Source organism: Pseudomonas shirazensis (assembly GCF_050496565.1).
Taxonomy (GTDB): Bacteria; Pseudomonadota; Gammaproteobacteria; order Pseudomonadales; family Pseudomonadaceae; genus Aquipseudomonas; species Aquipseudomonas shirazensis_A.
The window spans coordinates 77,973-103,621 of sequence record NZ_JBNWAE010000012.1; the positions used below are offsets into that span (position 1 = coordinate 77,973).

Genomic DNA, 25,649 nt, shown 5'->3' on the forward strand with positions numbered 1-25,649 from the left:
CGCTGAATAAGCCCGCTTCGGCGGGCTTTTTTATTACGGTCTTTTGTGCCAGGACTAGGAGAACCTTGATGAGCAAAGCAATCGTCGAATCGTTGGTCTACCACCACGCCGGCAAGGCTTACGAGAGCCGCTTGGTATACGCCCCAGGCGCAGAAGCAAAACCTGCTCTGCTGATGGCGCCGAACTGGATGGGCATCGGCGAAGGTGCCGAGCGCATTGCCAGGGAAGTCGCCGAGAAAGGCTATGTGGTGCTGATCGCCGACCTCTATGGGCAGTTGGTGCGGCCGACCAATGCAGATGAAGCGGGCGCCGCCATGATGCCGCTGAAAAACGATCGTGGTGAGCTGCGCCAGCGCATGCACGCCGCCCTGGCCCAGTTGCTGGGGCAGTCCAAGGCGGTGCTGGCGCCGGGCAAGGTGGCGGCGTTCGGCTTCTGTTTTGGTGGTTGCTGTGCACTGGAGCTGGCCCGCAGTGGCGCTGATCTGAAAGCCACTGTCTCGTTCCACGGCACCCTCGACACACCTGACAGCACTGATGCCGGCAACATCAAAGGTTCGGTACTGGTGCTGCACGGCGCCAGCGATCCACTGGTACCCCGCGAGCAGCTGCCTGCCTTTGAGCAGGAAATGAACGCGGCCAAGGTCGATTGGCAGTTGGTCAGCTACGGCGGCGCGGTGCACTCGTTCACCGATCCGGCGGCGAACGTACCGGGCAAGATGCAGTTTGACTGGCGCACCTCGCAGCGCGCGTTCAAGGCCATGCACAATCTGCTCGAAGAAGTGTTCAAACCGGATCCTGCTCCGCTAGCGGGGTAACTCGATCCGCTGGGTTTCTCCGGCCACCACTGGCCATTGCCCGGCAGCCCAGTTGGCCCGTGCCTGTTCGATCAGTGCCGGGTCACTGGCAACAAAGTTCCAGTCCATCCGCCGCGGCCCATCCAGCGGCGCGCCGCCGATCAGTGCCAGCTGGCATTCACCTTGCGCGTACAGCGTCAGTTCCTCGCCTTCTGGCAGCACCAGCAAGCTATGCGACTCGACCGGTTCATCATTGAGCAACACCTCGCCCTCCAGCAGATACAGCCCACGCTGGGTATGTTCAGTGGGAATCAGCAGGCTGGTTGCCGGTTGCATTGCGATGTGCGCGGACAGGGTAGGGGAAAGCACCGGCACCGGCGATTCTAGGCAAAAGCCCTGACCGGCAATCAAACAGATACGCACGCCCAGGCTGTCGCTGACCGGCAAGCTCGCAGCGGGGTGATGGCTGTAATTGGGCAGTGCCTGCTCGTGTTCACGCGGCGCCGCCAGCCACACCTGCAGCCCGTGCAGCCGTGAACCGCTTGCGACCAGCTCGGCCGGCGTGCGCTCGACATGAGCCACGCCGCGGCCGGCACTCATCCAGCTGACCTCGCCAGGCCGCACACGTTGATCAGAGCCAAGGCTGTCCTTGTGCAGCAGTTCGCCTTCGAACAGATAGGTCAGGGTCGCCAGGCCGATGTGGGGATGTTGGTGAATATCCACGCCGCTGCCCGCAGCGTAGTCAGTTGCGAGCATATGATCGAAGAACACGAACGGGCCGACGCTGCGGCACTGCGCCGAAGGTAGCGGCCGCAGAATGGGCTGGCCTGAGATGGTTTCGGCGCGTGGGCGGATAATCAACGGGCGGCTCATGCAAGGCTCCAGACACAGGGCTGAGGCTGCAAGCATAGCGGCTTGCCAGCTATTGCTGAACCGCCGCCATCGGGCGCAGGTCTACTCTGTTCGAATAAGCTCAAGGAAACTGCCATGATTGCCAGAGCACTGGCTGCGGTACTGGTTTCGGGCCTGCTGTGCCACGCTGCGCAGGCGCGTGACTATCGCTACAGCGATGCCCATCTGCACTACGTCGACTTCTTCCAGGAGTCCGAGGGTATGCCGGCACTGCTTGCGGCGATGGACAAGGCTGGTATCGATCAGTCGATGATTTCCGGAGTGTCAGTGGCGAAGAAGTGGCACGAGGACGAACCCAAACGCCCGCGCTACTACGCCGGCGATGATGCCGATGCCTACTGGTACAGCGCCACCGACGTTTATGTGGCGGCCGCACTGGAGAAGCTACCGGCCGAGCAACGCAAGCGCTTCCATCCATTCCTGACCGGCTTCAACCCGGTCGACAAGAACGCAGCCAGCCACATCGAGCGCATGCTCGAGCTGTATCCGGGGATGTGGCAAGGGATTGGCGAGGTATTCACCCGCCACGACGACCTGACTGCGCTGACCAGCGGCGATACGCCAAGGGCCAACAACGAGGCCATGACGCGGATTTATCACCTGGCCGCAGAGCGTGATCTGCCTGTGCTGATCCACTCCAACATCACCTCCAAGCGCGAGCGCAACCCGCTGTACCTGGCCGAGCTGGAAGAGCCGCTGCGCAATCATCCGCACACCCGCTTCATCTGGGCGCATGCCGGTACCAGCATGGAGATTCATCGGCATCAGACGCAGATGGACTTTCTCTTGCCGGTAGTGACGCGTCTGTTGAAAGACTATCCCAACCTGTACATCGACCTGTCCTGGAGTGTGCTCGAACCGTATCTGCTCGACGAGGCAGGCAAGCCGCGCACGGCCTGGGTCGAGTTGGTCGAGCAGTACCCTGACCGGTTCATGCTGGGTTCGGATGTGGTTGGTCGGTTCGACAGCCTGGGCAAGGAGCTGCATGGCTTCGATCCATTCCTGGATGCTTTGAGCGAAGAGGTGGCGCACAAGGTGGCGCGGGACAACTTCCTGGCGGTGCTGCCCAAGGGCCATTGAGCGGCGCTGAACCCTTCAAATGCCAGAAACAAAAACGCCCCGAACCAGTCGGGGCGTTTTCAGTTCAGCAGTCAGGCCTTACTTGCCTTCCCAGCGCTTGAGCACCAGGGTGGCGTTGGTGCCGCCGAAGCCGAAGCTGTTGCTCATGACGGTGTCGATCTTCGCGTTTTCGATGGTTTCACGCTGGATTGGCAGGTCAGCAACTTCAGGGTCCAGCTCATCGATGTTGGCGGAGCCGGCGATGAAGTTGTTTTCCATCATCAGCAGGCAGTAGATCGCCTCGTGCACGCCAGCGGCGCCCAGCGAGTGGCCGGACAGGCTCTTGGTCGAGCTGATCTTCGGTGCCTTGTCCTTGAACACTTCACGCACACCTTTCATCTCGGCAACGTCGCCGACCGGAGTCGAGGTGCCGTGAGTGTTGAGGTAGTCGATTGGTGTATCAACGGTCGACAGCGCCTGCTGCATGCAGCGGATGGCGCCTTCGCCGCTTGGCGCGACCATGTCGTAACCGTCGGAAGTTGCACCGTAGCCGACGATTTCAGCATAGATCTTGGCGCCACGGGCGAGGGCGTGTTCCAGCTCCTCGACCACGACCATACCGCCGCCGCCAGCGATGACGAAACCGTCACGGTCAGCGTCGTAGGCGCGCGAAGCCAGCTCAGGGGTTTCGTTGCGCTTGGTCGACAGGGCGCCCATGGCATCGAACAGGAACGACTGGCTCCAGTGCTCTTCTTCACCGCCACCGGCGAAGACGATGTCCTGCTTGCCCCACTGGATCTGCTCCAGAGCGGTACCGATGCAGTGTGCACTGGTGGCGCAGGCCGACGAGATCGAGTAGTTGATGCCCTTGATCTTGAACGGCGTGGCCAGGCACGCGGAAACGGTGCTGCCCATGGTGCGGGTAACCCGGTACGGACCGACGCGCTTGACGCCTTTCTCGCGCAGGGTGTCCAGCGCTTCCATCTGGTTCAGGGTCGATGCGCCGCCGGAGCCTGCTACCAGGCCGGTGCGTGGGTTGGAAACCTGCTCTTCGCTCAGCCCCGAGTCCTTGATCGCGTCCTGCATCGCCAGGTAGGCGTAGGCAGCGGCGTGACCGACGAAGCGGAACACCTTGCGGTCGATCAGTTCTTCGAGGTTCAGGTCGATGGAACCGGAAACCTGGCTGCGCAGCCCCATTTCCTTGTATTCCGGGTTGAAACGAATGCCCGGACGGCTCTTGCGCAGGTTTTCGGTGACGGTCTCTTTGTCATTGCCCAGGCACGATACGATGCCCAGACCAGTGATAACGACGCGGCGCATGCGAATAACCCTTAGAAATTGTCAGTGGAGGTGAACACGCCGACCCGGAGGGCTTCGGCCGTGTAGATCTCGCGGCCGTCGACACTGACCGAGCCATCGGCGATGGCCATGTTCAGCTTGCCTTTCAGGACGCGCTTGATATGAATGTTGTAGGTGACTTTCTTCGCAGTAGGCAATACCTGGCCGAAGAATTTCACTTCGCCAGAGCCCAGTGCGCGACCGCGACCCGGCAAGCCTTGCCAGCCGAGGAAGAAGCCGACCAACTGCCACATGGCATCAAGGCCCAGGCAGCCCGGCATGACCGGATCACCTTCGAAGTGGCAGGCAAAGAACCACAGGTCTGGAGTGATATCCAGCTCAGCGACCAATTCACCCTTGCCGAACTTGCCGCCTTCCTCGCTGATATGCGTGATGCGATCAACCATCAACATGTTGGGGGCGGGCAGTTGCGCGTTACCTGGGCCGAACAGCTCACCGCGACTGCAGCGCAGCAGGTCTTCCCGAGTAAAGGCGTTTTGTTTGGTCATGCGAGCTCCTCAATAATCCCCATGCGGCAGGGGATGAATCTTCCCGGCCATCCCCAAGCGCTTCAAGCTCAAGGCGGCAGCCTACAGATAGACTATTGCGTTGTGGTGAAAGTCACAGCGATCCTGGTAAATGAGTACAGGTGTTCACTGAAACCGGTATTTTCAGGCCCAGCGGCGCGCCTGTCCAGCATTAAGACTGCCGCACTTTAACATTTATCGCCAGTCACGGCTGTCTGGCCGGGTGGCTGGCGGCCGCAAGCGTCAGCGGTATTTCCAGGGTAAACGTCGAGCCCCGCCCCGCGCGGCTCTGTGCGTGCAGGCGGCCGCCCATGCGCTCTGCCAGGGTTCGCGCGATGGCCAAGCCCAGCCCGGTGCCGCCGTAGCGGCGCGAGATCGAACTGTCAGCCTGCTGGAAGGCTACGAACATGCTTTCCAGATGCTGGTCGTCGATGCCGATGCCGGTGTCGCGAACCGCGCAGGTGAACCATAGGCCACCCGTATCGGCCAATTGCCAGCGCGGTTCGATATCGACCCTGCCTTGCTCGGTAAATTTCAATGCATTGCCAATCAGGTTGAGCAGGATTTGGCGAATCCGCGTCGGGTCGCCATAGACGCGCAGGTGCTCGGCGCCTGCGGGCAAATGCAGGTGCAAGCCCAGGCCACGCTGCTGGGCGCTGTGCTGGAAGGCTTGCACACTGCTGGTGATCAGTTCGCCAAGGCTGAATTCGATGTGTTCCAGCTCAAGCTCGGTGCGCTCGATACGCGAGAAATCGAGGATGTCATTGATGACTTTGAGCAGGTGCCCGGTCGATTCACTGGCAACGGAGGTGTACTCGGCCTGCTCGCCGGTCATCTGAGTGGTTTCCAGTAGCTGCAACATGCCCAACACGCCGTTCATCGGTGTGCGCAATTCGTGGCTCATCATCGCCAGGAAGTCCGACTTGGCCCGGTTGGCCTGTTCGGCTTCCTCGCGCGCCTGGGTCAGTTGGGCGATGGTTTGGCGCTGCTCCTGGCTGGCCTGCTCAAGGGCGCTGGCGAGGTTGTTGATATGCCGCGCCAGGTTGCCCAGTTCGCTGTCATCGACCACCGGCACCGGGGCATTGAAGGTACCTTGCTGAATCGCCTTGACCGCAAGCCCCATGTCGCTGATCGGCTCGGCCAGGCTGCGTGCCAGGCGTCGCGCCAACAGGAACGTGAAGAGCAGGGCAAACAGGGCGAGGATGCCGGCCTTGATCACGATCTCCTGTTGCCGCTGATTGAAGGCGTCATCCGACATGCCGACGATCACTCGGCCCAGGTAGTCATCGGTGATGCCCGGCAAAGTGCTTTTGGCAGGTGGCAAGAAGTCACTGTCCAGGCGGATCTGCTGCAGCCGGATCGGTGCCTGGAACACCTCGACCCGCTGCGCGCGGTTGGCGCTCTCATCGGCTTGTTCGACATACACCAGAATATTGTTGCGCCCGTCCTGCACCTCGAGGAAACGCACATGAGGGATGCTCAAGGTGGCGCGCATCAGGCTGTCGAGTACTTCGTTGTTGCCTGAGATAACGCCGTATTCGGAAGCCGGGGCCAGCTGATTGGCGATCAGTTGCCCGGTGTGGTTGAGTTCCTGACGCAAATCCTGAATGCGCACGAAGGTGAAGAAGCTGATCAGCAGCAGCGTCAGCAATAGTGCCGGCCCCAGGCTGATGATCTGGGTGCGGGTATGGATATCCCAGCTCAGGCGCTTGCTCATGGGGTGGACTCTCCTGCGGCCAGGGCCAGTGCGGCGGCCTGCGGGTCAATCGGTTCGAGGCCCAGTGCGCGCGCCACCTGCTGGTTGCCGCTGACGCCAAAATGGGCGGGATACAAACTGCGTGGCCAGCGTGCGGGCGGCTGATCGAGCAACTGGTCAAGCACGGCCAGCCAGTCGTCCTGATCGCTGAAGGTGCTGGCCAGGGCGCCGGCGCGGACAAAACCGGCGTTGGGGCCAATCAGCGCCATCTGCCGGCCGTAGCTACTGAGCAAGACGTTTTTCGCAGTCTTGGCGTTATACAAATCAGGGTCATCCAGACCGAGCAGCACGTCGCTGTCAGCCAGCACTTGCTGTAGCGGGCGGCTGTCGCGCAGGTCTGGCCAGTGCTGAGCAACGATCTCAAGGCCCAGTGGCCGCGCCGCCTGGCGCAGTTCATGGAGCAGGAAGTGGCTGTGCTGGCCATAGAGCACGCCGATTCGCCGTGCCTGCGGCATCAGCAAGCGGGTCAGGCGCAACTGCCGGGCCAGCGGCGGGTCGCTCCAGAGCAGGCTCAGGTAGCCCGGGCGATGTGTCCCCAGCTGTTGCTCGGCCTCGACGCGGCTGACCCGCATGAGCAGGGCGCGCGGCCCGGCGGATTCGCTCATGCGCCATTGCAGCGCGGCGCGGTCGAGCAGAATCAGGCGCAGGTCACGCGGCAGTTGGCTGGGTGGTGGCAGGCTCGAGACGGGCTGAAAGCGCACCTGGTCATTGCCACGGCGAACTTGCAGTGCCTGGGCGAAGCTGCGCATTCCAGCCTGATCGCTGGCGCCGACCACCAGCACCTCATTGGCCGACAGCGTCGCCAGCGGCCACAGGCAGATCAACAGCAGACCAAGCAGGCGTGCCATCAGAACTCCAGCTCTGCGCTGACGCTCAGGCGCTGGCGACTGTCGTAGCGGTTCTGCGCGAGGGTGACCGGTTCATCGTCCAGGCGCTGCTGCCACAGTGCGGCGAGCTCAAGGTTGCTGCGGCGAATGCGCAAGCGCTTGGCCAGGCGCAGGTCAACCCGCTCATAGCGATACTGGTTGAGCGCGTCATCGCCGTAGTAGAACAGCGCACTCGACCAGCCATTGCCCCAGTCGCGCAGCCAGCCGGCGGAGCCGCTGTTGCGCGCACTGGCTTCGCTGTCGTTGCGGTTGCTGGCCCAGGCGTCGACATAGGCGTAGGTCAGGCGCAGCCGGTCACGCTGGCCAAGGCGCCAGTCGAGTTGCAGCTCACTGCCGCTGAAACGGGCCTTGTTGCTGTTGCTGGCGATGTACTGGTTGTTGCGCAGCGGCTCGCTGATCATGCCGCTGATTTCGTCGTAGAACAGCTTCAGGTCAAGGTTCAGGCTGATGTCGCTGAAGCTACCGTTGTAGCCCAGTTCACGCGAGCGCATCCGCTCCTGATCGAGATCGCCCGGGCCGCGGGTCTTGACGAAGTATTCGCCCCTGCCCAGGCCAGGCTGATAGGGGCTGAGGTTATTGACCGTATAGCTCCAGTTGACGTTGTTCTCGAACATGTCGGGTGAGCGCACTGCTTCGGAATACACCGCGCGCAGGCCATGACGTGGAGTGATCAGGTAATTGACCGCCAGGCGCGGCGTCAGCGAACTGCCAGACAGGCGGCTGTCCTCGAACATGGTTCCGCCCTGGATGATCCAGTGCTCGTCGGCGCGCCATTCCAGCTGGCCAAACAGGCGCCAGGTCTGGTCGCTCAGGGTGCCATTGAAATAGGTCTGCGAGTCGGCCTGGTCATAGCGAAAGTTCGCGCCGCTGAGCAGGCGCAGGTTGTCGGTCAGGCTCAGAGTGTCCTGGATTTCCAGGTCATAGCGGGTTTCGCGGGTGCTTTGGTCGACGTCACCACACACCACCTGGCTGCCGCCCTGACTGTCCCACTGGGTCTTGACCTGATCGCGCAGGGCCTGCAACGCAGGATTGCTGTTGGCGGGTGGGTTGACGATATTGCGGGCGACCTGCTCGGCGTAGTTCGAGTCGAGTTGCCACAGTTGGGTCAACGCGGGGCTGAACGACAGCGCCGCATCACAGGCACGCCACACCTGCTGGCGGTCGAAGTGCTGCGCCGAACCCTGCACATACAGGCTGTGTCGGGCATTGAGGTCAATGTTCCAGCGCAGCGAGCCGGCATAGTCCTTGGCCTTTACGTCCGCGTCGTTACCCCGGGCGGTAACGAAGGGGAACACCGGCTGGTAGCTATAGGGCCGCTGATTGCTGCCTTCCTTGGCCGCCAGTTGCCACTCCAACGTCTGGTTGCTCGCCAACTGCTGCAGCACACTCAGGTTGATCCGGTTGAGCCGGCGGCTGTCGCGGTAGTCAGCGCCGTACTGGTCATGGTCAAAGCCGTCATCTTCCTGTCCGGACAACGACAGACGCAAGTCACCGCCGTCCCAGCTCAAGCCTTGGCTGGCATAGAAATCGGTAATGCCATCCGCCCCGCGGGTGAGCTTGAGGCGCGTGCCCTGGCTGTCGGCAGGGCTGCGGGTGAGGATGTTGACCACCGCCATCAGGGCATTGGCGCCATAACTGACTGTGTTTGGCCCGCGGAACACTTCGATCCGCTCAATATCCTCAAGTGCTACCGGGATATCGCTCCAGTCGACGGTGGCCAGGCCTGCGCGGTACACCGAGCGGCCGTCGATCAGTACCTGCATGCGCCGCGCCTCGCTGACGTTGCTGCCGTGGTAGTTCACTGTCGGCTGGTTGCTGGCGCCGTAGCCGATCATCATGCCCGGCACCAGCCGCAAGAGCTCGGGGATGTCGCGGGCGCCGCTGGCGCGGATCAACTGGCTGTCGAGCACAGTCATGCTGCCCGGGACGCCGGCGGCAGATTGTTTAAGTCGGGTGGCAGTGAGAACTTGCGGCAGGTCCTGGTTGTCAATAAACAGGTCGTCGGCCACAGCTGGTCCGCCAAGCAGGGCAGTCAGTAACAGCAGGCGAGGGAAGGGCGGCGTGCCGGACAACACGTTACAGCCTTGTTTCAGCAGGAAACGCGCATGTTAACCGACCGCAGAGGTTTTTCCAGCTGCCCCATCCATGCTGGCTACGCCGTCGAGCGGGTAACAGGCTGACACTGCGTGCCTCTGGTTATGCCGCATCTGGCCCGTATAATGCGCCCGTCGCCACTCAACTTTGGCTTTAACGGACTGGATATGACTGAACAGCAACCTGTTGCAGTTCTTGGAGGCGGCAGCTTCGGCACCGCCGTGGCCAACCTGCTGGCCGAAAACGGCAACCCTGTGCGCCAGTGGATGCGCGATCCGGAGCAGGCGCAGGCGATGCGCGTCAACCGCGAAAACCCGCGCTACCTCAAAGGTATCCGCTTGCAGGACGGCGTCGAGCCGGTCAATGACTTGCTGGCCACCCTGCAAGCCGCACAACTGATTTTTGTTGCGCTGCCATCCAGCGCCTTGCGCAGCGTGCTGGCGCCGCATGCCGAGCTGCTGCGCGGCAAGTGCCTGGTGAGCCTGACCAAAGGCATCGAGGCGCAGAGCTTCAAGCTGATGAGCCAGATTCTCGAAGAAATCGCCCCCGAGGCGCGTATCGGTGTGCTTTCCGGGCCGAACCTGGCGCGCGAAATCGCCGAACACGCACTGACCGCCACGGTGGTCGCCAGCGAAGACGAAGCGCTGTGCCTGAGCGTGCAAGAGGTACTGCACGGGCGCACCTTCCGCGTCTATGCCAGTGCCGACCGCTTCGGTGTCGAACTGGGCGGCGCACTGAAAAACGTCTACGCGATCATTGCCGGTATGGCCGTGGCGCTGGGCATGGGTGAGAACACCAAGAGCATGCTGATCACCCGCGCGCTGGCCGAGATGACCCGGTTTGCCGTGAGCCTGGGCGCCAACCCGATGACCTTCCTCGGCCTTGCCGGGGTCGGTGACCTGATCGTCACCTGCTCGTCGCCGAAAAGCCGCAACTACCAGGTCGGCCATGCGCTGGGCCAGGGTTTGTCGCTGGAAGAAGCGGTCAGCCGGCTGGGCGAAGTGGCCGAGGGCGTGAACACCATCAAGGTGCTCAAGGCCAAGGCCGATGATGCCCAGGTGTACATGCCACTGGTAGCCGGGCTGCACGCGATCCTGTTCGAAGGGCGCACCTTGAATCAGGTCATCGAACACCTGATGCGCGCTGAACCGAAAACCGACGTCGACTTCATTTCCACCAGCGGTTTCAACTAAGCGCTGAGCACAGCAAGGAGCAATACATGAGCGATACCCCCGAGCGCGTGGAGCGCGAATCGATCATCCTGCGGGTGCTGTGGATGCTCGTGTTCCTGGTGGTCTGGCAGTTGGCCGAATTGCTGCTGGCCGGCCTGGTACTGGTGCAGCTGATCTACCGTCTGGTGTACGGCGCGCCGAGCGCCAGCCTGATGAATTTTGGCGATAGCCTGAGCCAGTTTCTGGCGCAGATCGGCCGCTTTGGCACCTTTCACAGCGATCGCAAGCCGTGGCCGTTTTCCGATTGGCCAACCCCACGCGCACCCGAGGGTGAGGCGCCACACGTAGTAGCGCCCGCGCCGCATCCGGTGCGTGATGAGGAGCCCAAGCTGTGAAACTGTGGATCCTGCGTCACGGCGAAGCCGAGGCACGCGCCAACAGCGATGCCGAACGGCGCTTGACCAGCCACGGCCGCGAGCAGGTCCTGCACAGCGCTGCGCGGCTGCTGGGGCAGCCACTGCAGGCGATCCTGGTGAGCCCGTACGTGCGTGCTCAGCAAACCGCTGCATTGGTGCAGGAAACTCTCGATTTCGCCCAGCCGCTGCGCACCGTGCCTTGGCTCACCCCAGAAAGCAGCGTTGGTGAAGCCATTGCCGAACTTGAGCAACTAGGCTTTGAACACGTCTTGCTGGTCAGTCACCAGCCGCTGGTAGGCTCACTGGTCGGCGTGCTTGAGCACGGCCATCTGCAACAGCCGGCAGCCATGAGCACCGCCAGCCTGGCCGAGCTGGAAGGGGACTGGCCGTTGCCTGGATTGATGTCACTGAAAGCCTTGAGTCATCCCGGCTAGCCTGCGGCAACTGGCATTTTTGCCAGTTGCCTGGGCGTTCGGCTGATTGCTAGCGTTGATCGCGTGAAAGTCGAACGGTGTAACAGGGAGTAGTGGATGAGTAGTCGACGTCTTGAATTGGTGAGCTCGGTGAGCCCACAGCGGGTGCTGGATAAACTCAACGAGCAAGGCGTGCCGGACTTTGCCGAGCACCGCTTGCTGCAGGACTGCGCAGATGCCAGCTTCAATCGCTTGCTGGGCAAGTGCGAAGGCCAATATGAGCTTGAGCAACTGCGACAGGCGAGCATCCGTATGGCGCATCTGCTGCAGACCAGCTGCCTTGCGCTGCGCCGCTGCAAGCTCGAAGAAGCGGACAAGGCCCAGGCTCGCGAGGCACTCGAGTATCAATTGGCCTACATGCAGGCGTGCCTGCGCCGGTCGATGGCCAGCTTCGATTGAACCGGCGATGACCTGAACGCCCTTGGCGATGACCTATCCGGACGTTGCCGCCGCCGCTGCGCTTGCCGACAATGGGCAATCTTTTCGTGAGAGCAGGCGGCCATGTCGCAGCAAATCTTCTTCGCCCATGCCAATGGCTTCCCCTCGGCCACCTACGGCAAGCTGTTTGCTGCGCTCGCGCCGGACTATCAGGTCCAGCATCTGCTCCAGCACGGCCACGACCCGCGCTTCCCGGTGGATGACAACTGGCTCAATCTGGTCGATGAACTGCTCCACCATCTGGCCCAGCAGCCACAGCCGGTGTGGGGGGTTGGCCACTCCTTGGGTGGGGTATTGCACCTGCACGCGGCGCTGCGTTGCCCGCAGTATTACCGCGGCGTGGTGATGCTCGATTCGCCAGTGTTGACCCGCGCCGATCAGTGGCTGCTGCGCACGGCCAAACGCTTTGGCTTCATCGACCGCATTACCCCGGCGGGGCGCACCCTGAACCGCCGCGCTGTGTTTACTGATCGGGACAGTGCGCGGGGCTACTTCACCGGCAAGACGCTGTTCCGTCATTTCGACCCGGACTGCCTAGAGGCCTATCTGGAGCATGGTCTGGAAGCCGTTGACGGTGGTCTGCGCCTGCGCTTCGATCCTGCCACCGAGATCAGCATCTATCGCAGTATCCCGCACTTGAGTCCAGCACCGGCGCGCCAACTGCAGGTGCCGCTGGCCATGGTTCGCGGTGACCGCAGCCGGGTGATCCGCCGCCATCACGCCTTTGCTGTGCGCGGCATGCCACTGGGCGAATACCATAGCGTGCCGGGCGGGCATATGTTCCCCCTGGAACGCCCCGCTGATACCGCCAGCTTGATCAAAGGACTGTTTGATCGTTGGGGACAGCCATGAGCGCGCAGGTCGAGGAAATCCGGCTCAATCTGGGCCATATCGAATTGGCGGCACATCTGTTTGGCCCGGAGGATGGCGAGCCGGTGATCGCGCTGCACGGCTGGCTGGACAACGCCAACAGCTTCGCCCGGCTGGCGCCGCTGTTACGCGGGTTGCGTATCGTTGCGCTGGATCTGGCCGGCCATGGTTATTCGCAGCACCGCCCGGCGGGTGCCAGCTACGCGCTGGCCGATTATGCCCACGATGTCGTGCGGGTTGCCGAGCAGCTCGGCTGGCAGCGCTTCGGCCTGCTCGGCCATTCGCTGGGTGCAATCATCTCGGTGCAACTGGCCGGGGCGCTGCCAGCGCGGGTCAGCCGCCTGCTGCTGATCGACGGCGTGCTGCCGCCGACCGGCACCGAGCAGGATGCGGCGCAGCGGCTGGGCATGGCCCTGCAGGCGCAGTTACGCCTGGACAGCAAGCGCAAGTCGATCTATCCGAGCCTCGAACAAGGCATCGAGGCGCGTATGAAGGGCATGGTCGCGGTCAGCCGCGAAGCCGCCGAACTGTTGGCTCAACGCGGCCTGATGCCGGTACCCGGTGGCTACAGCTGGCGCAGCGACAGCCGTTTGACCCTGCCGTCGCCGGCACGCCTGAGTGAGGCGCAGGCCATGGCCTTTGTTCAGCGCATCGAATGCCCGACCTGCCTGGTGGTTGCGGCCGATGGCATGCTCGCGCGCCACACCGCGCTGCTGGAGCAGCTACCCTTCGAGCAGGTGCGCCTGCCTGGCGGTCATCACTTGCACCTGAACGACGAGCAGGGCGCGACCCTTGTCGCAGACTGTATCAATCGCTTCTGCGGGTTTTCTTGACTTGCCTGGGACAAGTGCCGAGGCTTGGCAGGTTGAACAGGGAGACAACCATGGACATGCCTGACATTTACCCCCTCGCCACCCACGCCGCCAGCGGCAAGGGAGGCCGATGAGTATTCGAATTCTGGTTGCCGGCTGCCTGGGCCTTGCCAGCCCGCTGTTGTGGGCGGGCAGCCTGCCGGTACCGCTGGACGCCAAGGTAGTCGATCAGCGCCCGGCGCTGGAGCAGGAGCGGGTTTACCCACTTGCCCCTTTGCGCAAGATCAGCGGAAAAGTGCGTTTTGACAAGGTCGAAGGCCGCGGCCAGGTGAGCTCTGTGACCTACCAATTGCCCGCCGAGCGCACTGCACGCGAAGCCTTCAAAAGCGCCCGCGAAGCACTGCAGGAGGAAGGCGGTTATCCGCTGTTCTGGTGTGAAAGGCGCGACTGTGGCGAAGCCAGCCTGTGGGCCAATGAAGTGTTCAAGAACGCCAGGCTCAACGGCGGCGATGAGCAGCAGGCGTTTATCCTGCTGCGCCGCTCGGCCGAAGAAGCCGATACGTTGGTCGCCTTGTACAGCGTCACCGCCGGCAACAAGCGGGTTTACCTGCACGTCGAAGAGTTCGTTGCCGAGTCGCCGCTGGGCGAGCTGTTGCCGACCTCGGCCACGGTCATGCGCGAGCTGCACGACACCGGCAAACTTGACTATCCTGACCTGACGGCACCGTTGCCGGCCTGGGTGACCCTGCTCGGGCGCAGCTTGAACCTGGACAGCACCCTGCGGGTCAGCCTGAGTGGCAAGCAGGCCGAGGATTGGCGCGAGCAGCTGGTCAAGGCGGGCGTACGCGCTGCACGGTTGGAGGTCGGCACTGCCGAGACCGAGGGGTTGCATCTGGAATTGATTCGTTAAGTGAGTGCGCCTGTGGCCAACAATGATCGCCTGCTGGTACAGATTCTGCTGTTGGCGCTGCTTGGCGCCGGTCTGTGGGTAATGGCGCCGTTCATCTCGGCGCTGCTGTGGGGCGCAATCCTGGCGTTTGCCAGCTGGCCGCTGATGCGCCTGCTCACCCGTTGGCTGGGCGGACGCGAAACCCTGGCTGCAGCGGTGCTTACCACCCTGTGGATTCTGATCGTGGCGCTGCCACTGGTGTGGCTCGGCTTCAACCTGGCTGACCATATTCGCGATGCCACGGCGTTTATCCGCGATGTGCAGGTCGATGGCCTGCCCGATGCACCGGCCTGGTTGGGCAGCATTCCGCTGGTTGGTGAGCGCCTGCTGAACTGGTGGAACTCCCTCGACCAGCAGGGCGCGGCGCTGCTGGCATCGGCCAAACCGTATTTCGGCCAGGTCGGCAACTGGCTGCTGGCGCGCAGCGCGCAGATTGGCGGTGGCGTACTCGAGCTGTCGTTGAGTCTGGTCTTCGTGTTCTTCTTCTACCGCGATGGCCCGCGGCTGGCGGCGTTTGTATTGCGCCTGCTGCAGCGGCTGATCGGCGAACGCGCCGAGTATTACCTGGAACTGGTCGCCGGCACCGTGCAGCGCGTAGTCAACGGGGTGATCGGCACGGCGGCGGCGCAAGGCCTGCTGGCGATGATTGGTTTCCTCATCGCTGGCGTACCCGGGGCAATCGTGCTTGGCTTGGTGACGTTCATGCTCAGCCTGATTCCGATGGGGCCGCCACTGGCTTGGCTGCCCGCCACTGCATGGCTGGTGTGGCAGGGGCACTACGGCATGGCAGTGTTTCTCGGTATCTGGGGCACCTTCGTCATCAGCGGCGTGGACAACGTGCTCAAACCGTACCTGATCAGCCGTGGCGGCAACCTGCCGCTGGTGATCGTGCTGCTCGGGGTATTCGGCGGCCTGATCGCGTTTGGCTTCATCGGCTTGTTCATCGGCCCGACCCTGCTCGCCGTGGCCTACAGCCTGTTGCTGGACTGGAGCCGCAGCACTCAGCCGAGCGTGCAGCCCTAGCAGGCTTTACGCTTTCTTTATGCGCTGGACCAGCGCTCGCTCTCGTTCCTTTACGGACATCCCCCGGACAATCTTCGCAAAGCGGCCCACGCCGCATTCCGGGGAGATTGGCTCATGTACATGCTTGAAGGCGTGTCACTGCTCTTGGCAGTGGCGTTGGCGGTTTACCTGCTGGTCGCGCTGTTGCGCGCCGACCACAGCTAGGGAGCGGCCATGCACAGTTATGACTTCGCCTTGCTGCTGGCGTTTTTTGCCATCGTCCTGCTGCCCGCGCCCTGGCTCGGGCGCTTCTACTACAAGGTCATGGAAGGCCAGCGCACATGGCTGTCGCCGGCGCTCGGCCTGCTGGAGCGCGGCTGCTACCGGCTGGCCGGGGTTCAGGCCGAGCAGGAGCACAGCTGGAAGCAGTACGCGCTGGCCCTGCTGACGTTCAATCTGGCCGGGTTCGTCCTGCTGTTCGCCGTGTTGATGCTGCAGGGTTACCTGCCACTCAATCCGCAACAGTTGCCGGGCCAGGACTGGTCTCTAGCATTCAACACGGCGGTGAGCTTTGTCACCAACACCAACTGGCAGGCCTACAGTGGCGAAGCCTCGCTCAGCTATCTGAGCCAGATGCTCGGCCTGACCGTGCAGAACTTCGTCAGCGCCGCGACCGGCCTGGCCGTGCTGGTTGCATTGTGCCGTGGGATTGCCCGGCGTTCGGCTGCAACTGTCGGCAACTTCTGGGTCGACATGACCCGCGCTACCCTCTACGGCCTGTTGCCACTGTGTCTGCTGCTGGCGCTGTTGCTGGTGTGGCAGGGCGTGCCCCAGACCTTTGCCGATTACGCCCATGCCGTGACCCTGCAAGGCGCTGACCAGACTATCCCGCTCGGGCCGGCCGCAAGCCAGATCGCGATCAAGCAACTGGGCACCAATGGCGGCGGCTTCTTCGGTGTCAACTCGGCCCATCCGTTCGAAAACCCCACGGCCTGGAGCAACCTCTTCGAGCTGGCGTCGATCATCCTGATTCCGGTGGCGCTGGTGTTCACCTTCGGCCACTACGTCAAGGACCTGCGCCAGAGCCGAGCGATTCTCGCCTGCATGCTGGCGTTGTTCCTGATCGGCGGCGCCACTGCGCTGTGGGCCGAGTACCAGCCCAATCCAGCGCTGACCAGTGAGCAGGTGCAGCAGTCGGCGCCGATGGAGGGCAAGGAGAGCCGCTTCGGCACTACCGGCTCGGTGCTCTGGACAGTCACCACTACCGCTGCTTCCAATGGCTCGGTGAACGCCATGCACGACAGCCTCAACCCGCTGACCGGGATGGTTGCGATGCTCAACATGATGGTCGGCGAGGTGATCTTCGGCGGCGTTGGTGCGGGCCTCTACGGCATGCTCCTGTTCGTCTTGATTGCAGTGTTTCTGGCGGGGCTGATGATCGGCCGCACGCCGGAATACCTGGGCAAGAAGCTGCAAGCGCGGGAGGTCCAACTGCTGGTGGCGACCTTGCTGGTGATGCCGCTTGGCGTGCTGGTGCTCGGCGCCCTCGCGGCCAGCCTGCCAGGCCCTGCCGGTGTGGTCAGCAACCCCGGCGCGCACGGCTTTAGTCAGCTGCTCTACGCCTACACCTCGGGCACCGCCAACAACGGCTCGGCGTTCGCCGGCTTTGGCGCCAACACGGCGTACCACAACGTCATGATCGCCCTGGCCATGCTCATTGGCCGCTTCGGCTACATCCTGCCGGTGCTGGCCCTGGCCGGCAGCCTGGCGGCGAAGAACCGCGCACCGCAAGGGCAGAACAGCTTCCCCACCCACGGCCCGCTGTTCACCGGTTTGCTGCTGGTGATCATCCTGCTGATGGGCGGCCTGACCTTCCTGCCAAGCCTGGCCCTGGGGCCGATTGCCGAACAACTGAGCCTGGGTTTCTGAGGAATCAACATGAACATGCCTATTGCTCAAGTCCAGGCGCCACGCCCTGGCACCGATCAGACCCGTTTCGCCGCGCTGTGGCGGCCCGCCCTGGTACAGGCGCTGGTCAAGCTTGATCCGCGTCAGCTCAAGCGTTCGCCGGTGATGCTGGTGGTGGCGCTGACGGCGCTGCTGACCACGCTGCTGTGTTTCGTCCCAGAGAGCGGTGTCAGCACCGCGGTAGCAATCCAGATCGCGCTGTGGCTGTGGTTCACCGTGCTGTTTGCCAACTTTGCCGAAGCACTGGCTGAAGGCCGCGGCAAGGCACGCGCCGACAGCCTCAAGGCCGGCAGCCAGGGCCTCAACGCGCAGCGTCGGCGTGCCGATGGCAGCTTCGAAACAGTGGCCGCCAGCGCGCTGCGCAAAGACGATGTCGTCAAGGTGGTGGCCGGCGAGCTGATTCCCGGCGACGGCGAGGTGCTCGAAGGCATCGCGGCGGTCAATGAAGCGGCCATCACTGGCGAATCGGCGCCGGTCATCCGCGAGTCCGGTGGCGACCGCTCCGCTGTCACCGGCAATACCCGGCTGGTCTCCGACTGGCTGCTGATCCGCATCACCAGCAACCCGGGCGAATCGACCCTGGACCGCATGATCGCGCTGGTCGAAGGCGCCAAACGGCAGAAGACTCCAAACGAGGTCGCCCTCGATATCCTGCTGATCGGCCTCACCCTGATCTTCTTGATCGTAGTGGTGACCTTGCAGCCCTTCGCCCGCTTCGCCGGTGGCAGCCTGCCGCTGATCTTCCTCGCCGCGCTGCTGGTGACGCTGATCCCGACCACCATTGGTGGCCTGCTTTCGGCGATCGGCATTGCCGGCATGGACCGGCTGGTGCGGCTCAACGTCATTGCACGCTCCGGTCGAGCAGTCGAGGCGGCCGGTGACGTGCACACGCTGATGCTCGACAAGACCGGCACCATCACCTTCGGCAACCGCCGCTGCAGCGCGCTGCACACGGCGCCGGCGGTCACGGCCAAAGAGCTGGGCGAGGGCGCCTTGCTCGCGTCGCTGGCCGACGACACCGCCGAAGGCAAGTCGATTGTCGAGTACCTGCGCCAGTTGCATGACTTCAACGAGCCGGCCGCCGATCAGTTCAGCCCGGTGGCGTTCAGCGCCGAGACGCGCCTGTCGGGTGTCGACTTCGAGCAGCGCCGCTACCGCAAGGGCGCTGTCGATGCGGTGCTGGGCTTTGTCGGTATCGAGCGCTTGCAGATGCCATCGGCGCTGGCCAAGGAAGTCGAGCGCATTGCCCAGAGTGGCGGCACGCCGCTGCTGGTGTGCGTCGATCAGCGCCTGCTCGGCGTGATCCACCTCAAGGACGTGGTCAAGCCGGGTATCCGCGAGCGCTTCGCCGAACTGCGCAAGCTCGGCATCCGCACGGTGATGGTGACGGGCGATAACCCGCTGACCGCGGCTGCCATCGCCGCCGAGGCCGGTGTCGATGATGTACTCGCCGAGGCCACCCCGGAGAAGAAGCTGGCGCGCATTCGCCAGGAGCAGAACGATGGCCGTTTGGTCGCCATGTGCGGCGACGGCGCCAACGATGCGCCGGCGCTGGCCCAGGCCGATGTCGGCATGGCCATGAACGACGGTACTCAAGCCGCGCGTGAGGCGGCCAACATGGTCGACCTCGACAGCGACCCGACCAAGCTGCTCGACGTGGTTCAGGTTGGCAAGGAGCTGCTGGTCACCCGTGGCGCGCTGACCACCTTCTCGATTGCCAACGACGTCGCCAAGTACTTCGCCATCCTGCCGGCGCTGTTTGCTGCGATCTACCCGCAATTGGGCGTGCTCAACCTGATGCAACTGGCCAGCCCGCAGAGCGCGATCCTTTCGGCGATCGTGTTCAACGCGCTGATCATTGTCGCATTGATCCCCTTGGCGCTGCGTGGCGTCAGGGTGCAGGCGGCGAGTGCCGCGCACCTGCTACGGCGCAACTTGCTGATCTACGGTGTCGGCGGCCTGATCGTGCCGTTTGCCGGGATCAAGTTGATCGACATGCTGCTCAATGCCCTGCATCTGGTCTGAGGAGGCCGCCATGACTACTTACCTTCGCCCGGCCCTGAGCCTGGTTGTATTGATGACAGTGATCACCGGCACGCTGTATCCGCTGGCTGTTACGGCGGTTGCGCAAGTGGCCTTCCCCGTGCAGGCCAACGGCAGCCTGGTGCGCGACGAGCAGGGCCAGGTGCGCGGCTCGGCGCTGATCGCCCAGCCGTTCACTGGCGATGGCTGGTTCCACTCACGTCCCTCGGCGGCGGCGTATGCCACCGTGGCCAGTGGCGCGAGCAATCTGGCGCCGAGCAATCCAGCCCTGGCCGAGCGGGTCAAGGGTGAGGCAGGCGCGCTACATCGCGCCGAGTTGGGGCCGGTGCCGCAAGCCCTGCTGACCACCTCGGCCAGCGGCCTCGATCCGCATCTGTCGCCGCAAGCGCTGGCCTATCAGATCCCCCGAGTGGCGGCGGCGCGCAAACTGCCGGTCGAGCGCTTGCAAGGGCTGATCGAAGAGGCCACCCTGCAGCCATTGATCGGCCCACCGGTGGTCAACGTGCTGGCGTTGAATCAGGCGCTGGAGCACCTCGCCCGCTGTGCCGATCACCGCAACTGTGAAGGATGAAACATGAGTGACTCTGCCCGCGCCGACGCGCTGTTGGCCAACCTGCCGCGCGCCGGGCGTGGCCGGCTCAAGGTATTTCTCGGTGCAGCGCCCGGCGTGGGCAAGACCTACGCCATGCTCCAGGCCGCCCACGCCCAGCAACGCCAGGGCGTGCAGGTGCTGGCCGGGGTGGTCGAAACCCACGGCCGCAGCGAAACCGAGGCGCTGCTCGGCGGCTTGCTCCAGCAGCCGCTGCTGCGCAGCCAATACCACGGCATCACCCTTGAGGAAATGGACCTCGACGGCTTGCTGCAGGCCAGCCCCCAGCTGGCCCTGGTCGACGAACTGGCCCACAGCAACGCCCCCAACAGCCGCCATGCCAAGCGCTGGCAGGACGTGCAGGAGCTGCTCTCGGCCGGCATCGATGTCTATACCACGGTCAACGTGCAGCATCTGGAAAGCCTCAACGACAAGGTTCGCGACATCACCGGTGTACAGGTCCGCGAAACCCTGCCCGACTGGGTGCTGCAGGAAGCCTTCGAACTGGTGCTGATCGACCTGCCACCGCGCGAACTGCTGCAGCGCCTGCGCGAAGGCAAGGTCTACGTGCCCGAACAGGCCCGCGCCGCCATCGATGCGTTTTTCTCGCAGACCAACCTCAGTGCCCTGCGTGAGCTGGCCATGCACACCGCCGCCGCGCAGGTGGATGCCGACCTTGCTCATGGCTACCGTCAGCTTGGCCAGGAAGCACCGGCGCTGCGCGGCCGCCTGCTGGTCGGCGTCGACGGCGATCAGCAAGCCGAGCGGCTGGTGCGCCATGCCTGCCGCGTGGCCCAGCGCCGGCATCTGCCGTGGAGCCTGGTGCATGTCGACAACGGCAGGTTGCGCGACGAAGCCGCCCGCCAGCGCCTACAGAGCGCGCAGCAATTGGCTGAGCGGCTGGGCGGCGAGGTGGTGCTGTTGCGCGCCGGCGAAGTCGCGCGGACCTTGCTTCAGCATGCCGCCGAGCGCCGTGCCAGCCTGGTGCTGGTGGGGCAGTCGCGTGACCGCCTGCACCGGCGTCTGTTCGGTGCCGGTGTCGCTGCACGGCTGCTGCGCGAAAACCACGGCCTGGAGATCAACGTGCTCGACCGCGAGGCGCAGCCACCTGCACCGCGCACGGCGGCGAAACGGGTGTGGGTCTGGCGGCACTATCTGCTGGCGCTGCTCGCCACTGCGCTTGCCGCAGGCCTGGCCTGGGCGGTCTCCAGCGTGCTGGCGTTGCCGAATATCTCGCTGGTGTTTCTCGCCGCCGTGCTGCTGGTAGCGGTGCGCAGCAGTCTCGGCCCGGCGCTGGCGTGCGCGGTGCTGTCGTTTCTCAGCTATGACTTTCTGTTCATCCCACCCAACTTTTCACTGAGCATCCAGCGCGAAGAAGATGTGCTGACGCTGGTGTTCTTCCTGCTCATGGCCGCACTCACCGGCAACCTCGCCGCGCGCCAGCGGCGCCAGTTACAGGCCCTGCGCGAGACCCAGGCGCAGACCAGCCAACTGCTCGATCTGTCACGCAAGCTTACCGTCGCCACCGACCGCCAGGCGGTATTCAGCGCCGCCAGCCAGCACCTCGATGGTTGGCAGGACCTGCACGTGTGTCTGCTTGAGCGGGGTGGCGAAGGCTTGCTACAAGCCGCCAACGGCCAGCTGCCAGGTTTGAGCGACACCGAGCGCGCGGCCGCGGACTGGGCCTGGCAGCACGGCCAGGCCGCTGGCTACGGCAGCGACACCTTGCCCAATGGTCGCTGGTGGTGGTGGCCGCTGGTGGTCGATGAGCAACCGCTGGCGCTGCTCGGCGTGCGCCCACGCGACGGCGCGAACCTCACTGCCCAGCGCCGACGCCTGCTGATGGCGCTGGCCCAGCCGCTGGCGCAAGCCCTGGCCCGCGCGCGCCTTGGCGAACAACTCGAAGCTGCTCGCCTGCACGGCGAAACCGAACAGCTGCGCAGCGCCTTGCTGGCCTCGGTGTCGCACGATCTGCGCACGCCGCTGACCGCCATGCGCGGCAGCATCGACAGCCTGCTCGCACTGGGCGATGCCATCCCGCCCGACGATCGCCGCGAATTGCTCGAGGGTACTCGTGACGAAGCCGAGCGCCTCGACCGCTACATCCAGAACCTGCTCGACATGACCCGCCTCGGTCACGGCAGTCTCAAGCTTGCGCGTGACTGGGTGGCGCCCGCCGATATCGTTGCCAGCGCCTTGCAGCGCCTGCGCGTAGTACTGGCGCCGCTGCGGGTCAGCACCGAGGTGCCGAGCGAGCTGCCGCTGCTGTTCGTGCATGCAGCCTTGATCGAACAGGCGCTGGTCAACGTACTGGAAAACGCCGCGCGCTTTTCGCCCAGCAACGGCCGCCTGCAATTGCAGGTCGACGTGCGTGATGAGCAACTGTGCCTGGCCGTCAGCGATCAGGGCCCCGGCATCCCCGAAGCCGAGCGTGAGCAGATCTTCGACATGTTCTACACCGCCGCCCGCGGCGACCGTGGTGGGCAGGGGACCGGCCTCGGCCTTGCCATCTGCCAAGGCATGATCGGCGCCCACGGCGGCAGCATCCAGGTGGCTGACGGCATCGATGGCCACGGCACCTGCATCACTCTATGCTTGCCGTTGCCCCCTCAGCCCACCGCCGAAAGCCAGGACTCATGAGCCAAACCGCCACCTTGCTGGTCATCGACGACGAACCGCAGATTCGCAAGTTCCTGCGTATCAGCCTGAGCTCGCAAGGCTACAAGGTCATCGAAGCCGCTACCGGCAGCGAAGGCCTGGCCCAGGCGGCGTTGGCAAAACCCGACTTGGTCGTGCTCGACCTCGGCCTGCCGGACATGGATGGCCAGCAGGTGCTGCGTGAATTGCGCGAGTGGAGCTCCGTGCCGGTGATGGTGCTGTCGGTGCGCGCCAGCGAGTTGCAGAAAGTCGATGCCCTGGATGGCGGCGCCAACGACTACGTCACCAAACCGTTCGGCATTCAGGAGTTCCTCGCCCGCATCCGCGCCCTGTTGCGCCAGGTACCGCAGAGCGGCGCTGCCCAGTCCAGCGCCAGCTTCGGGCCGCTGCGGGTGGACTTCGCCTACCGTCGCGTGACCCTCGATGGCAGCGAAATAGCGCTGACCCGCAAAGAGTACGCATTGTTGGCGCAACTGGCTGGGCATCCCGGTCGGGTGATCACCCAGCAGCAACTGCTCAAGGATATCTGGGGGCCGACCCACGTCGACGATACGCACTACCTGCGGATAGTGGTTGCGCATGTGCGGCAGAAGCTGGGCGATGACCCTACTGCGCCACGGTTTATCGTGACTGAGCCTGGGGTGGGGTATCGGTTGTTGGTGCCGTAAGCTCGTACTTGCAACACCGCTTCGGCGCTTGATCGCGATTGAGTAATGCGAGTTGTGGATACTCGTGAACCGCATTTGCATGCGGTCCCGAGCACTCCGATTCAATGGTGACACAGATGTGCAGCCTAGAAATCGACCGTCAACCCCGCATACAACGCCCGCCCATCACCAGGCGAGTGCAGTGAGTCTTTAGCCCCGTCCGGGTCATACCAGGCATATTCGTAATAACGGTCGGTGAGGTTTTTGAGCTGCAGGTCAACGCTCAACGTCTCCGTGACTTTGTAAGTCGCACCGATATTCATCAACACATAACCGCCATACGTACCTTGAGTATTTTCCCGCTCAAGATAGTAGTTGGTCTGCCCATTCATCCACGCCGTCAACTGCAACGCCTGCGTCGCCTGGTAACTGATACCTGTATTCCACAAATGATGCGGAACATGGTCTATTTCCTTGCCTTTGCTCTGTGGCAATGCGCTGCTCGGCTCGAGGATTTTCGAGTATTGCCATGAATACGAAGCCCACAGCTCCGTACGCTCGTCCGGGTGCAGATTGACCTGCAGGTCGTAACCCCAGCGGCGGGTTTCACCGACGTTGTCGGACTCCCCGCTGGGGTCGTTGAGGCGGCGGCTGACTTCGCCGGTGGCGTCCTGGCGCCAGTAGGCGACGCGGCCATCAACCCAGCTGGCGGGGGTGAACTTGATGCCGGTTTCCCAGCCTTCGTTGATCGACGGTTGCAGGTCTTCATTGCGCGGCGGCACTTTGTAGGCCGCAGCGCCGCTGCCGACCTGGAACGTGCGGCCCCAGTTGGCGTAGACGCTGGCGTACTGCCAGGGCGAATAGACCACACTGAGCTTGGGTTGCTTGATCAGCCCGTAATCATTGATGTCGGAGGTTTGTCCGGTGAGTTGGTTGGTGAAGTCGCCGCTGATCTTGTCGACACGATACGCCGGCACGATCTTCAGCGACTCGAACGGTTCGATCTCGGCCTGCACATAAGCGCCGACCGTGTTGAAATCGAAGTCTTGATCGCGGGTCTGTGACTGGCGTACGCGCTGTACGGTGCGATAGCGCTCGCTGCGGTTGTTCTGCTTTTGCACGTCACTGCCGCCCTCCAGGGCAAAGCCGTGCAGCCAGTCTACTTGTGGCCGCCAGGTCAGCGAGGTGAGGGCGCCGTACTGGGTTTCGTAGGCATCGCGCTCTTGCTGCGCGCTGGTGCGCCAGTACTGGGTCCAGCGCCGATCATCGAAAGTGTTCAGGTAGGTCTTGGCCGACCAGGCGAGGGTCTCGGTCAGGTCGGTGTCGAAGTGAACGCTGAGCTGGTTCATGCGCCGCGTGCCTTTGTCGCTGGCGTTGAAGTCGTTGCTCATGCGCGGGTGCTGGCGGGCATCGGCTTCAGTCAAGTAACCTGCTTCCTGAGCGTCGGCTTCGTAGTGGCGGGCGCTCAGGCCGAGGCGGTAACTGCCGTCATCTGGGGTATAGAACCACTTGCCGCTGAAGCTGTAGCGCTCGGTATCGGCATGCTCGCGGTAACCGTCGACCTGCTGGCGGGCGAAGAAGTAGTTCTGCGTCCAGTTACTGGTTTCGATGCCTTTGGCCAGCTGCACTTCGCGGGTGTTGAAGCTGCCGTAGCGCAGGCGCGCCTTGTTGTAGTTGCCGCCGCTGCGGGTGTTGATATTGACGTTGCCGGCGATGTTATTGAGGCCATAGCGCGGGTCGCTGGTGCCGCGCACCACCTCGATGCTGTCGATGTCCATCGGGAATACCGAGTCGATGAAAGGCATGTTGCCGTCATTGGTATTGCTCGGGATGCCATCGATCAGCAGCTTTACCGCGTTGACTTCACCTTCACCGTTGAAGCCGCGAAACGACAGCTTGCCCGAGGTGGTGCCCTGGTTGAAGCCGGTGAGCATCACGCCCGGTGCACGGTTGAACAGCTCCCAGCTGTAGGCAACGGGCATCTTCTCGAGAATGTCGCCGCCAAGAATATCCACTGAGCTGAGCACACTGCTGGTCGCAAGCGGCCCGGTGCTGGCGCCGGAGACGGTAACGGCGCCGAGGGTCAGGGTGGAATTGTCGGCAGGCACAGCCTGAGCAATGGCTTGGGACAGTGGGCAGAGCGTGGCGACACAGGTAACGGCAAGCACGGGCACGACACTACGTGCAGTACGAAGGTACGCAGGCATGAATAAAGGTTCCTGACAGAAAAGCCTGAGACGAGCGT

The 25,649-nt window shown here is 63.5% G+C and carries 22 protein-coding genes and 1 pseudogene; 16 read left to right on the forward strand and 7 right to left on the reverse strand.

Annotated elements, in window-relative coordinates; translation table 11 throughout:
• The first annotated feature begins 68 nt into the window (after window positions 1-68).
• Entirely contained in the window at window positions 69-815 is a 747-nt protein-coding gene (locus tag ACQZ2L_RS17920; RefSeq protein WP_430327197.1) for a dienelactone hydrolase family protein, read from the forward strand.
• On the opposite strand, the gene ACQZ2L_RS17925 is transcribed toward ACQZ2L_RS17920, so the two are convergent.
• On the reverse strand, window positions 804-1,667 hold the full coding sequence (locus ACQZ2L_RS17925; protein ID WP_430327198.1) for a pirin family protein: 864 nt from the start codon (window positions 1,665-1,667) through the stop codon (window positions 804-806). The two genes, ACQZ2L_RS17920 and ACQZ2L_RS17925, sit on opposite strands and share 12 nt — an antisense overlap.
• Before the next feature lie 114 nt (window positions 1,668-1,781).
• Here ACQZ2L_RS17925 and ACQZ2L_RS17930 point away from each other — a divergent pair, with 114 nt between their 5' ends.
• A complete protein-coding gene (locus ACQZ2L_RS17930) occupies window positions 1,782-2,786 on the forward strand; it encodes an amidohydrolase family protein (protein WP_430327199.1) in 1,005 nt (334 codons plus the stop codon).
• Between the two features lie 78 nt (window positions 2,787-2,864).
• On the opposite strand, the gene fabB is transcribed toward ACQZ2L_RS17930, so the two are convergent.
• The 5 genes and pseudogenes from fabB to ACQZ2L_RS17955 all read right to left on the reverse strand — a co-directional run bounded on the left by fabB (window position 2,865) and on the right by ACQZ2L_RS17955 (window position 9,348).
• Complete coding sequence (gene fabB, locus ACQZ2L_RS17935) at window positions 2,865-4,085, reverse strand: beta-ketoacyl-ACP synthase I (protein WP_101318171.1); 1,221 nt, start codon at window positions 4,083-4,085, stop codon at window positions 2,865-2,867.
• Window positions 4,086-4,096: 11 nt separating this feature from the next.
• A complete protein-coding gene (fabA, locus tag ACQZ2L_RS17940; RefSeq protein ID WP_101318173.1) occupies window positions 4,097-4,612 on the reverse strand; it encodes a 3-hydroxyacyl-[acyl-carrier-protein] dehydratase FabA in 516 nt (171 codons plus the stop codon).
• A gap of 226 nt (window positions 4,613-4,838) precedes the next feature.
• A pseudogene (locus ACQZ2L_RS17945) lies at window positions 4,839-6,347 on the reverse strand (ATP-binding protein); the annotation flags it as partial.
• A complete protein-coding gene (locus tag ACQZ2L_RS17950; protein WP_430327200.1) occupies window positions 6,344-7,234 on the reverse strand; it encodes an ABC transporter substrate-binding protein in 891 nt (296 codons plus the stop codon). The gene ACQZ2L_RS17950 and the pseudogene ACQZ2L_RS17945, both read right to left, overlap by 4 nt.
• Entirely contained in the window at window positions 7,234-9,348 is a 2,115-nt protein-coding gene (locus tag ACQZ2L_RS17955; RefSeq protein WP_430327201.1) for a TonB-dependent receptor plug domain-containing protein, read from the reverse strand. The genes ACQZ2L_RS17950 and ACQZ2L_RS17955 overlap by 1 nt, the downstream gene beginning before the upstream one ends.
• 186 nt (window positions 9,349-9,534) lie before the next feature.
• Here ACQZ2L_RS17955 and ACQZ2L_RS17960 point away from each other — a divergent pair, with 186 nt between their 5' ends.
• The 14 genes from ACQZ2L_RS17960 to ACQZ2L_RS18025 all read left to right on the forward strand — a co-directional run bounded on the left by ACQZ2L_RS17960 (window position 9,535) and on the right by ACQZ2L_RS18025 (window position 23,425).
• Window positions 9,535-10,560 (forward strand): NAD(P)H-dependent glycerol-3-phosphate dehydrogenase, encoded by a 1,026-nt coding sequence (locus ACQZ2L_RS17960; protein WP_430327202.1) that lies wholly within the window; start codon window positions 9,535-9,537, stop codon window positions 10,558-10,560.
• A gap of 26 nt (window positions 10,561-10,586) precedes the next feature.
• On the forward strand, window positions 10,587-10,934 hold the full coding sequence (locus ACQZ2L_RS17965; RefSeq protein WP_186698779.1) for a DUF4389 domain-containing protein: 348 nt from the start codon (window positions 10,587-10,589) through the stop codon (window positions 10,932-10,934).
• Window positions 10,931-11,389, forward strand: coding sequence for a phosphohistidine phosphatase SixA (gene sixA, locus ACQZ2L_RS17970; protein WP_430327203.1), 459 nt, complete (start codon window positions 10,931-10,933; stop codon window positions 11,387-11,389). The genes ACQZ2L_RS17965 and sixA overlap by 4 nt, the downstream gene beginning before the upstream one ends.
• A 96-nt stretch (window positions 11,390-11,485) precedes the next feature.
• On the forward strand, window positions 11,486-11,827 hold the full coding sequence (locus ACQZ2L_RS17975; protein WP_430327204.1) for a hypothetical protein: 342 nt from the start codon (window positions 11,486-11,488) through the stop codon (window positions 11,825-11,827).
• A gap of 102 nt (window positions 11,828-11,929) precedes the next feature.
• Window positions 11,930-12,718: an alpha/beta fold hydrolase gene (locus ACQZ2L_RS17980; protein ID WP_430327205.1), complete on the forward strand. Its 789-nt coding sequence runs from the start codon at window positions 11,930-11,932 to the stop codon at window positions 12,716-12,718.
• Entirely contained in the window at window positions 12,715-13,569 is an 855-nt protein-coding gene (locus ACQZ2L_RS17985; RefSeq protein ID WP_430327206.1) for an alpha/beta hydrolase, read from the forward strand. The genes ACQZ2L_RS17980 and ACQZ2L_RS17985 overlap by 4 nt, the downstream gene beginning before the upstream one ends.
• A gap of 109 nt (window positions 13,570-13,678) precedes the next feature.
• Window positions 13,679-14,458, forward strand: coding sequence for a DUF4892 domain-containing protein (locus tag ACQZ2L_RS17990; protein ID WP_430327207.1), 780 nt, complete (start codon window positions 13,679-13,681; stop codon window positions 14,456-14,458).
• A 12-nt stretch (window positions 14,459-14,470) separates the two neighbouring features.
• Window positions 14,471-15,520 (forward strand): AI-2E family transporter, encoded by a 1,050-nt coding sequence (locus ACQZ2L_RS17995; protein ID WP_430327257.1) that lies wholly within the window; start codon window positions 14,471-14,473, stop codon window positions 15,518-15,520.
• A 114-nt stretch (window positions 15,521-15,634) separates the two neighbouring features.
• The gene (gene kdpF / locus ACQZ2L_RS18000) at window positions 15,635-15,724 is read left to right on the forward strand and encodes a K(+)-transporting ATPase subunit F (RefSeq protein WP_101318193.1); all 90 of its coding nucleotides are present in this window, start codon (window positions 15,635-15,637) and stop codon (window positions 15,722-15,724) included.
• 9 nt (window positions 15,725-15,733) lie between these two features.
• Window positions 15,734-17,428, forward strand: coding sequence for a potassium-transporting ATPase subunit KdpA (kdpA, locus tag ACQZ2L_RS18005; protein WP_430327208.1), 1,695 nt, complete (start codon window positions 15,734-15,736; stop codon window positions 17,426-17,428).
• 9 nt (window positions 17,429-17,437) lie between these two features.
• Window positions 17,438-19,492 (forward strand): potassium-transporting ATPase subunit KdpB, encoded by a 2,055-nt coding sequence (gene kdpB / locus ACQZ2L_RS18010; RefSeq protein WP_430327209.1) that lies wholly within the window; start codon window positions 17,438-17,440, stop codon window positions 19,490-19,492.
• Between the two features lie 10 nt (window positions 19,493-19,502).
• A complete protein-coding gene (kdpC, locus tag ACQZ2L_RS18015) occupies window positions 19,503-20,081 on the forward strand; it encodes a potassium-transporting ATPase subunit KdpC (RefSeq protein WP_430327210.1) in 579 nt (192 codons plus the stop codon).
• Between the two features lie 3 nt (window positions 20,082-20,084).
• Window positions 20,085-22,739 (forward strand): DUF4118 domain-containing protein, encoded by a 2,655-nt coding sequence (locus ACQZ2L_RS18020; protein WP_430327211.1) that lies wholly within the window; start codon window positions 20,085-20,087, stop codon window positions 22,737-22,739.
• Window positions 22,736-23,425 (forward strand): response regulator, encoded by a 690-nt coding sequence (locus ACQZ2L_RS18025; RefSeq protein WP_430327212.1) that lies wholly within the window; start codon window positions 22,736-22,738, stop codon window positions 23,423-23,425. Before ACQZ2L_RS18020 ends, ACQZ2L_RS18025 begins: the two co-directional genes overlap by 4 nt.
• Before the next feature lie 125 nt (window positions 23,426-23,550).
• Here the strand turns inward: ACQZ2L_RS18025 and ACQZ2L_RS18030 are convergent, their stop codons facing one another.
• A complete protein-coding gene (locus ACQZ2L_RS18030) occupies window positions 23,551-25,611 on the reverse strand; it encodes a TonB-dependent receptor (RefSeq protein WP_430327213.1) in 2,061 nt (686 codons plus the stop codon).
• Window positions 25,612-25,649 lie beyond the last annotated feature (38 nt).

Coding starts and splice junctions, on each gene's coding strand:
- ACQZ2L_RS17920 (WP_430327197.1), top strand. CDS start 69: ATGAGCAAAGCAATCGTCGAATCGTTGGTCTACCACCACGCCGGCAAG.
- ACQZ2L_RS17925 (WP_430327198.1), bottom strand. CDS start 1,667: ATGAGCCGCCCGTTGATTATCCGCCCACGCGCCGAAACCATCTCAGGC.
- ACQZ2L_RS17930 (WP_430327199.1), top strand. CDS start 1,782: ATGATTGCCAGAGCACTGGCTGCGGTACTGGTTTCGGGCCTGCTGTGC.
- fabB (WP_101318171.1), bottom strand. CDS start 4,085: ATGCGCCGCGTCGTTATCACTGGTCTGGGCATCGTATCGTGCCTGGGC.
- fabA (WP_101318173.1), bottom strand. CDS start 4,612: ATGACCAAACAAAACGCCTTTACTCGGGAAGACCTGCTGCGCTGCAGT.
- ACQZ2L_RS17950 (WP_430327200.1), bottom strand. CDS start 7,234: ATGGCACGCCTGCTTGGTCTGCTGTTGATCTGCCTGTGGCCGCTGGCG.
- ACQZ2L_RS17960 (WP_430327202.1), top strand. CDS start 9,535: ATGACTGAACAGCAACCTGTTGCAGTTCTTGGAGGCGGCAGCTTCGGC.
- ACQZ2L_RS17965 (WP_186698779.1), top strand. CDS start 10,587: ATGAGCGATACCCCCGAGCGCGTGGAGCGCGAATCGATCATCCTGCGG.
- ACQZ2L_RS17975 (WP_430327204.1), top strand. CDS start 11,486: ATGAGTAGTCGACGTCTTGAATTGGTGAGCTCGGTGAGCCCACAGCGG.
- ACQZ2L_RS17980 (WP_430327205.1), top strand. CDS start 11,930: ATGTCGCAGCAAATCTTCTTCGCCCATGCCAATGGCTTCCCCTCGGCC.
- ACQZ2L_RS17985 (WP_430327206.1), top strand. CDS start 12,715: ATGAGCGCGCAGGTCGAGGAAATCCGGCTCAATCTGGGCCATATCGAA.
- ACQZ2L_RS17990 (WP_430327207.1), top strand. CDS start 13,679: ATGAGTATTCGAATTCTGGTTGCCGGCTGCCTGGGCCTTGCCAGCCCG.
- kdpF (WP_101318193.1), top strand. CDS start 15,635: ATGTACATGCTTGAAGGCGTGTCACTGCTCTTGGCAGTGGCGTTGGCG.
- kdpA (WP_430327208.1), top strand. CDS start 15,734: ATGCACAGTTATGACTTCGCCTTGCTGCTGGCGTTTTTTGCCATCGTC.
- kdpB (WP_430327209.1), top strand. CDS start 17,438: ATGAACATGCCTATTGCTCAAGTCCAGGCGCCACGCCCTGGCACCGAT.
- kdpC (WP_430327210.1), top strand. CDS start 19,503: ATGACTACTTACCTTCGCCCGGCCCTGAGCCTGGTTGTATTGATGACA.
- ACQZ2L_RS18020 (WP_430327211.1), top strand. CDS start 20,085: ATGAGTGACTCTGCCCGCGCCGACGCGCTGTTGGCCAACCTGCCGCGC.
- ACQZ2L_RS18025 (WP_430327212.1), top strand. CDS start 22,736: ATGAGCCAAACCGCCACCTTGCTGGTCATCGACGACGAACCGCAGATT.
- ACQZ2L_RS18030 (WP_430327213.1), bottom strand. CDS start 25,611: ATGCCTGCGTACCTTCGTACTGCACGTAGTGTCGTGCCCGTGCTTGCC.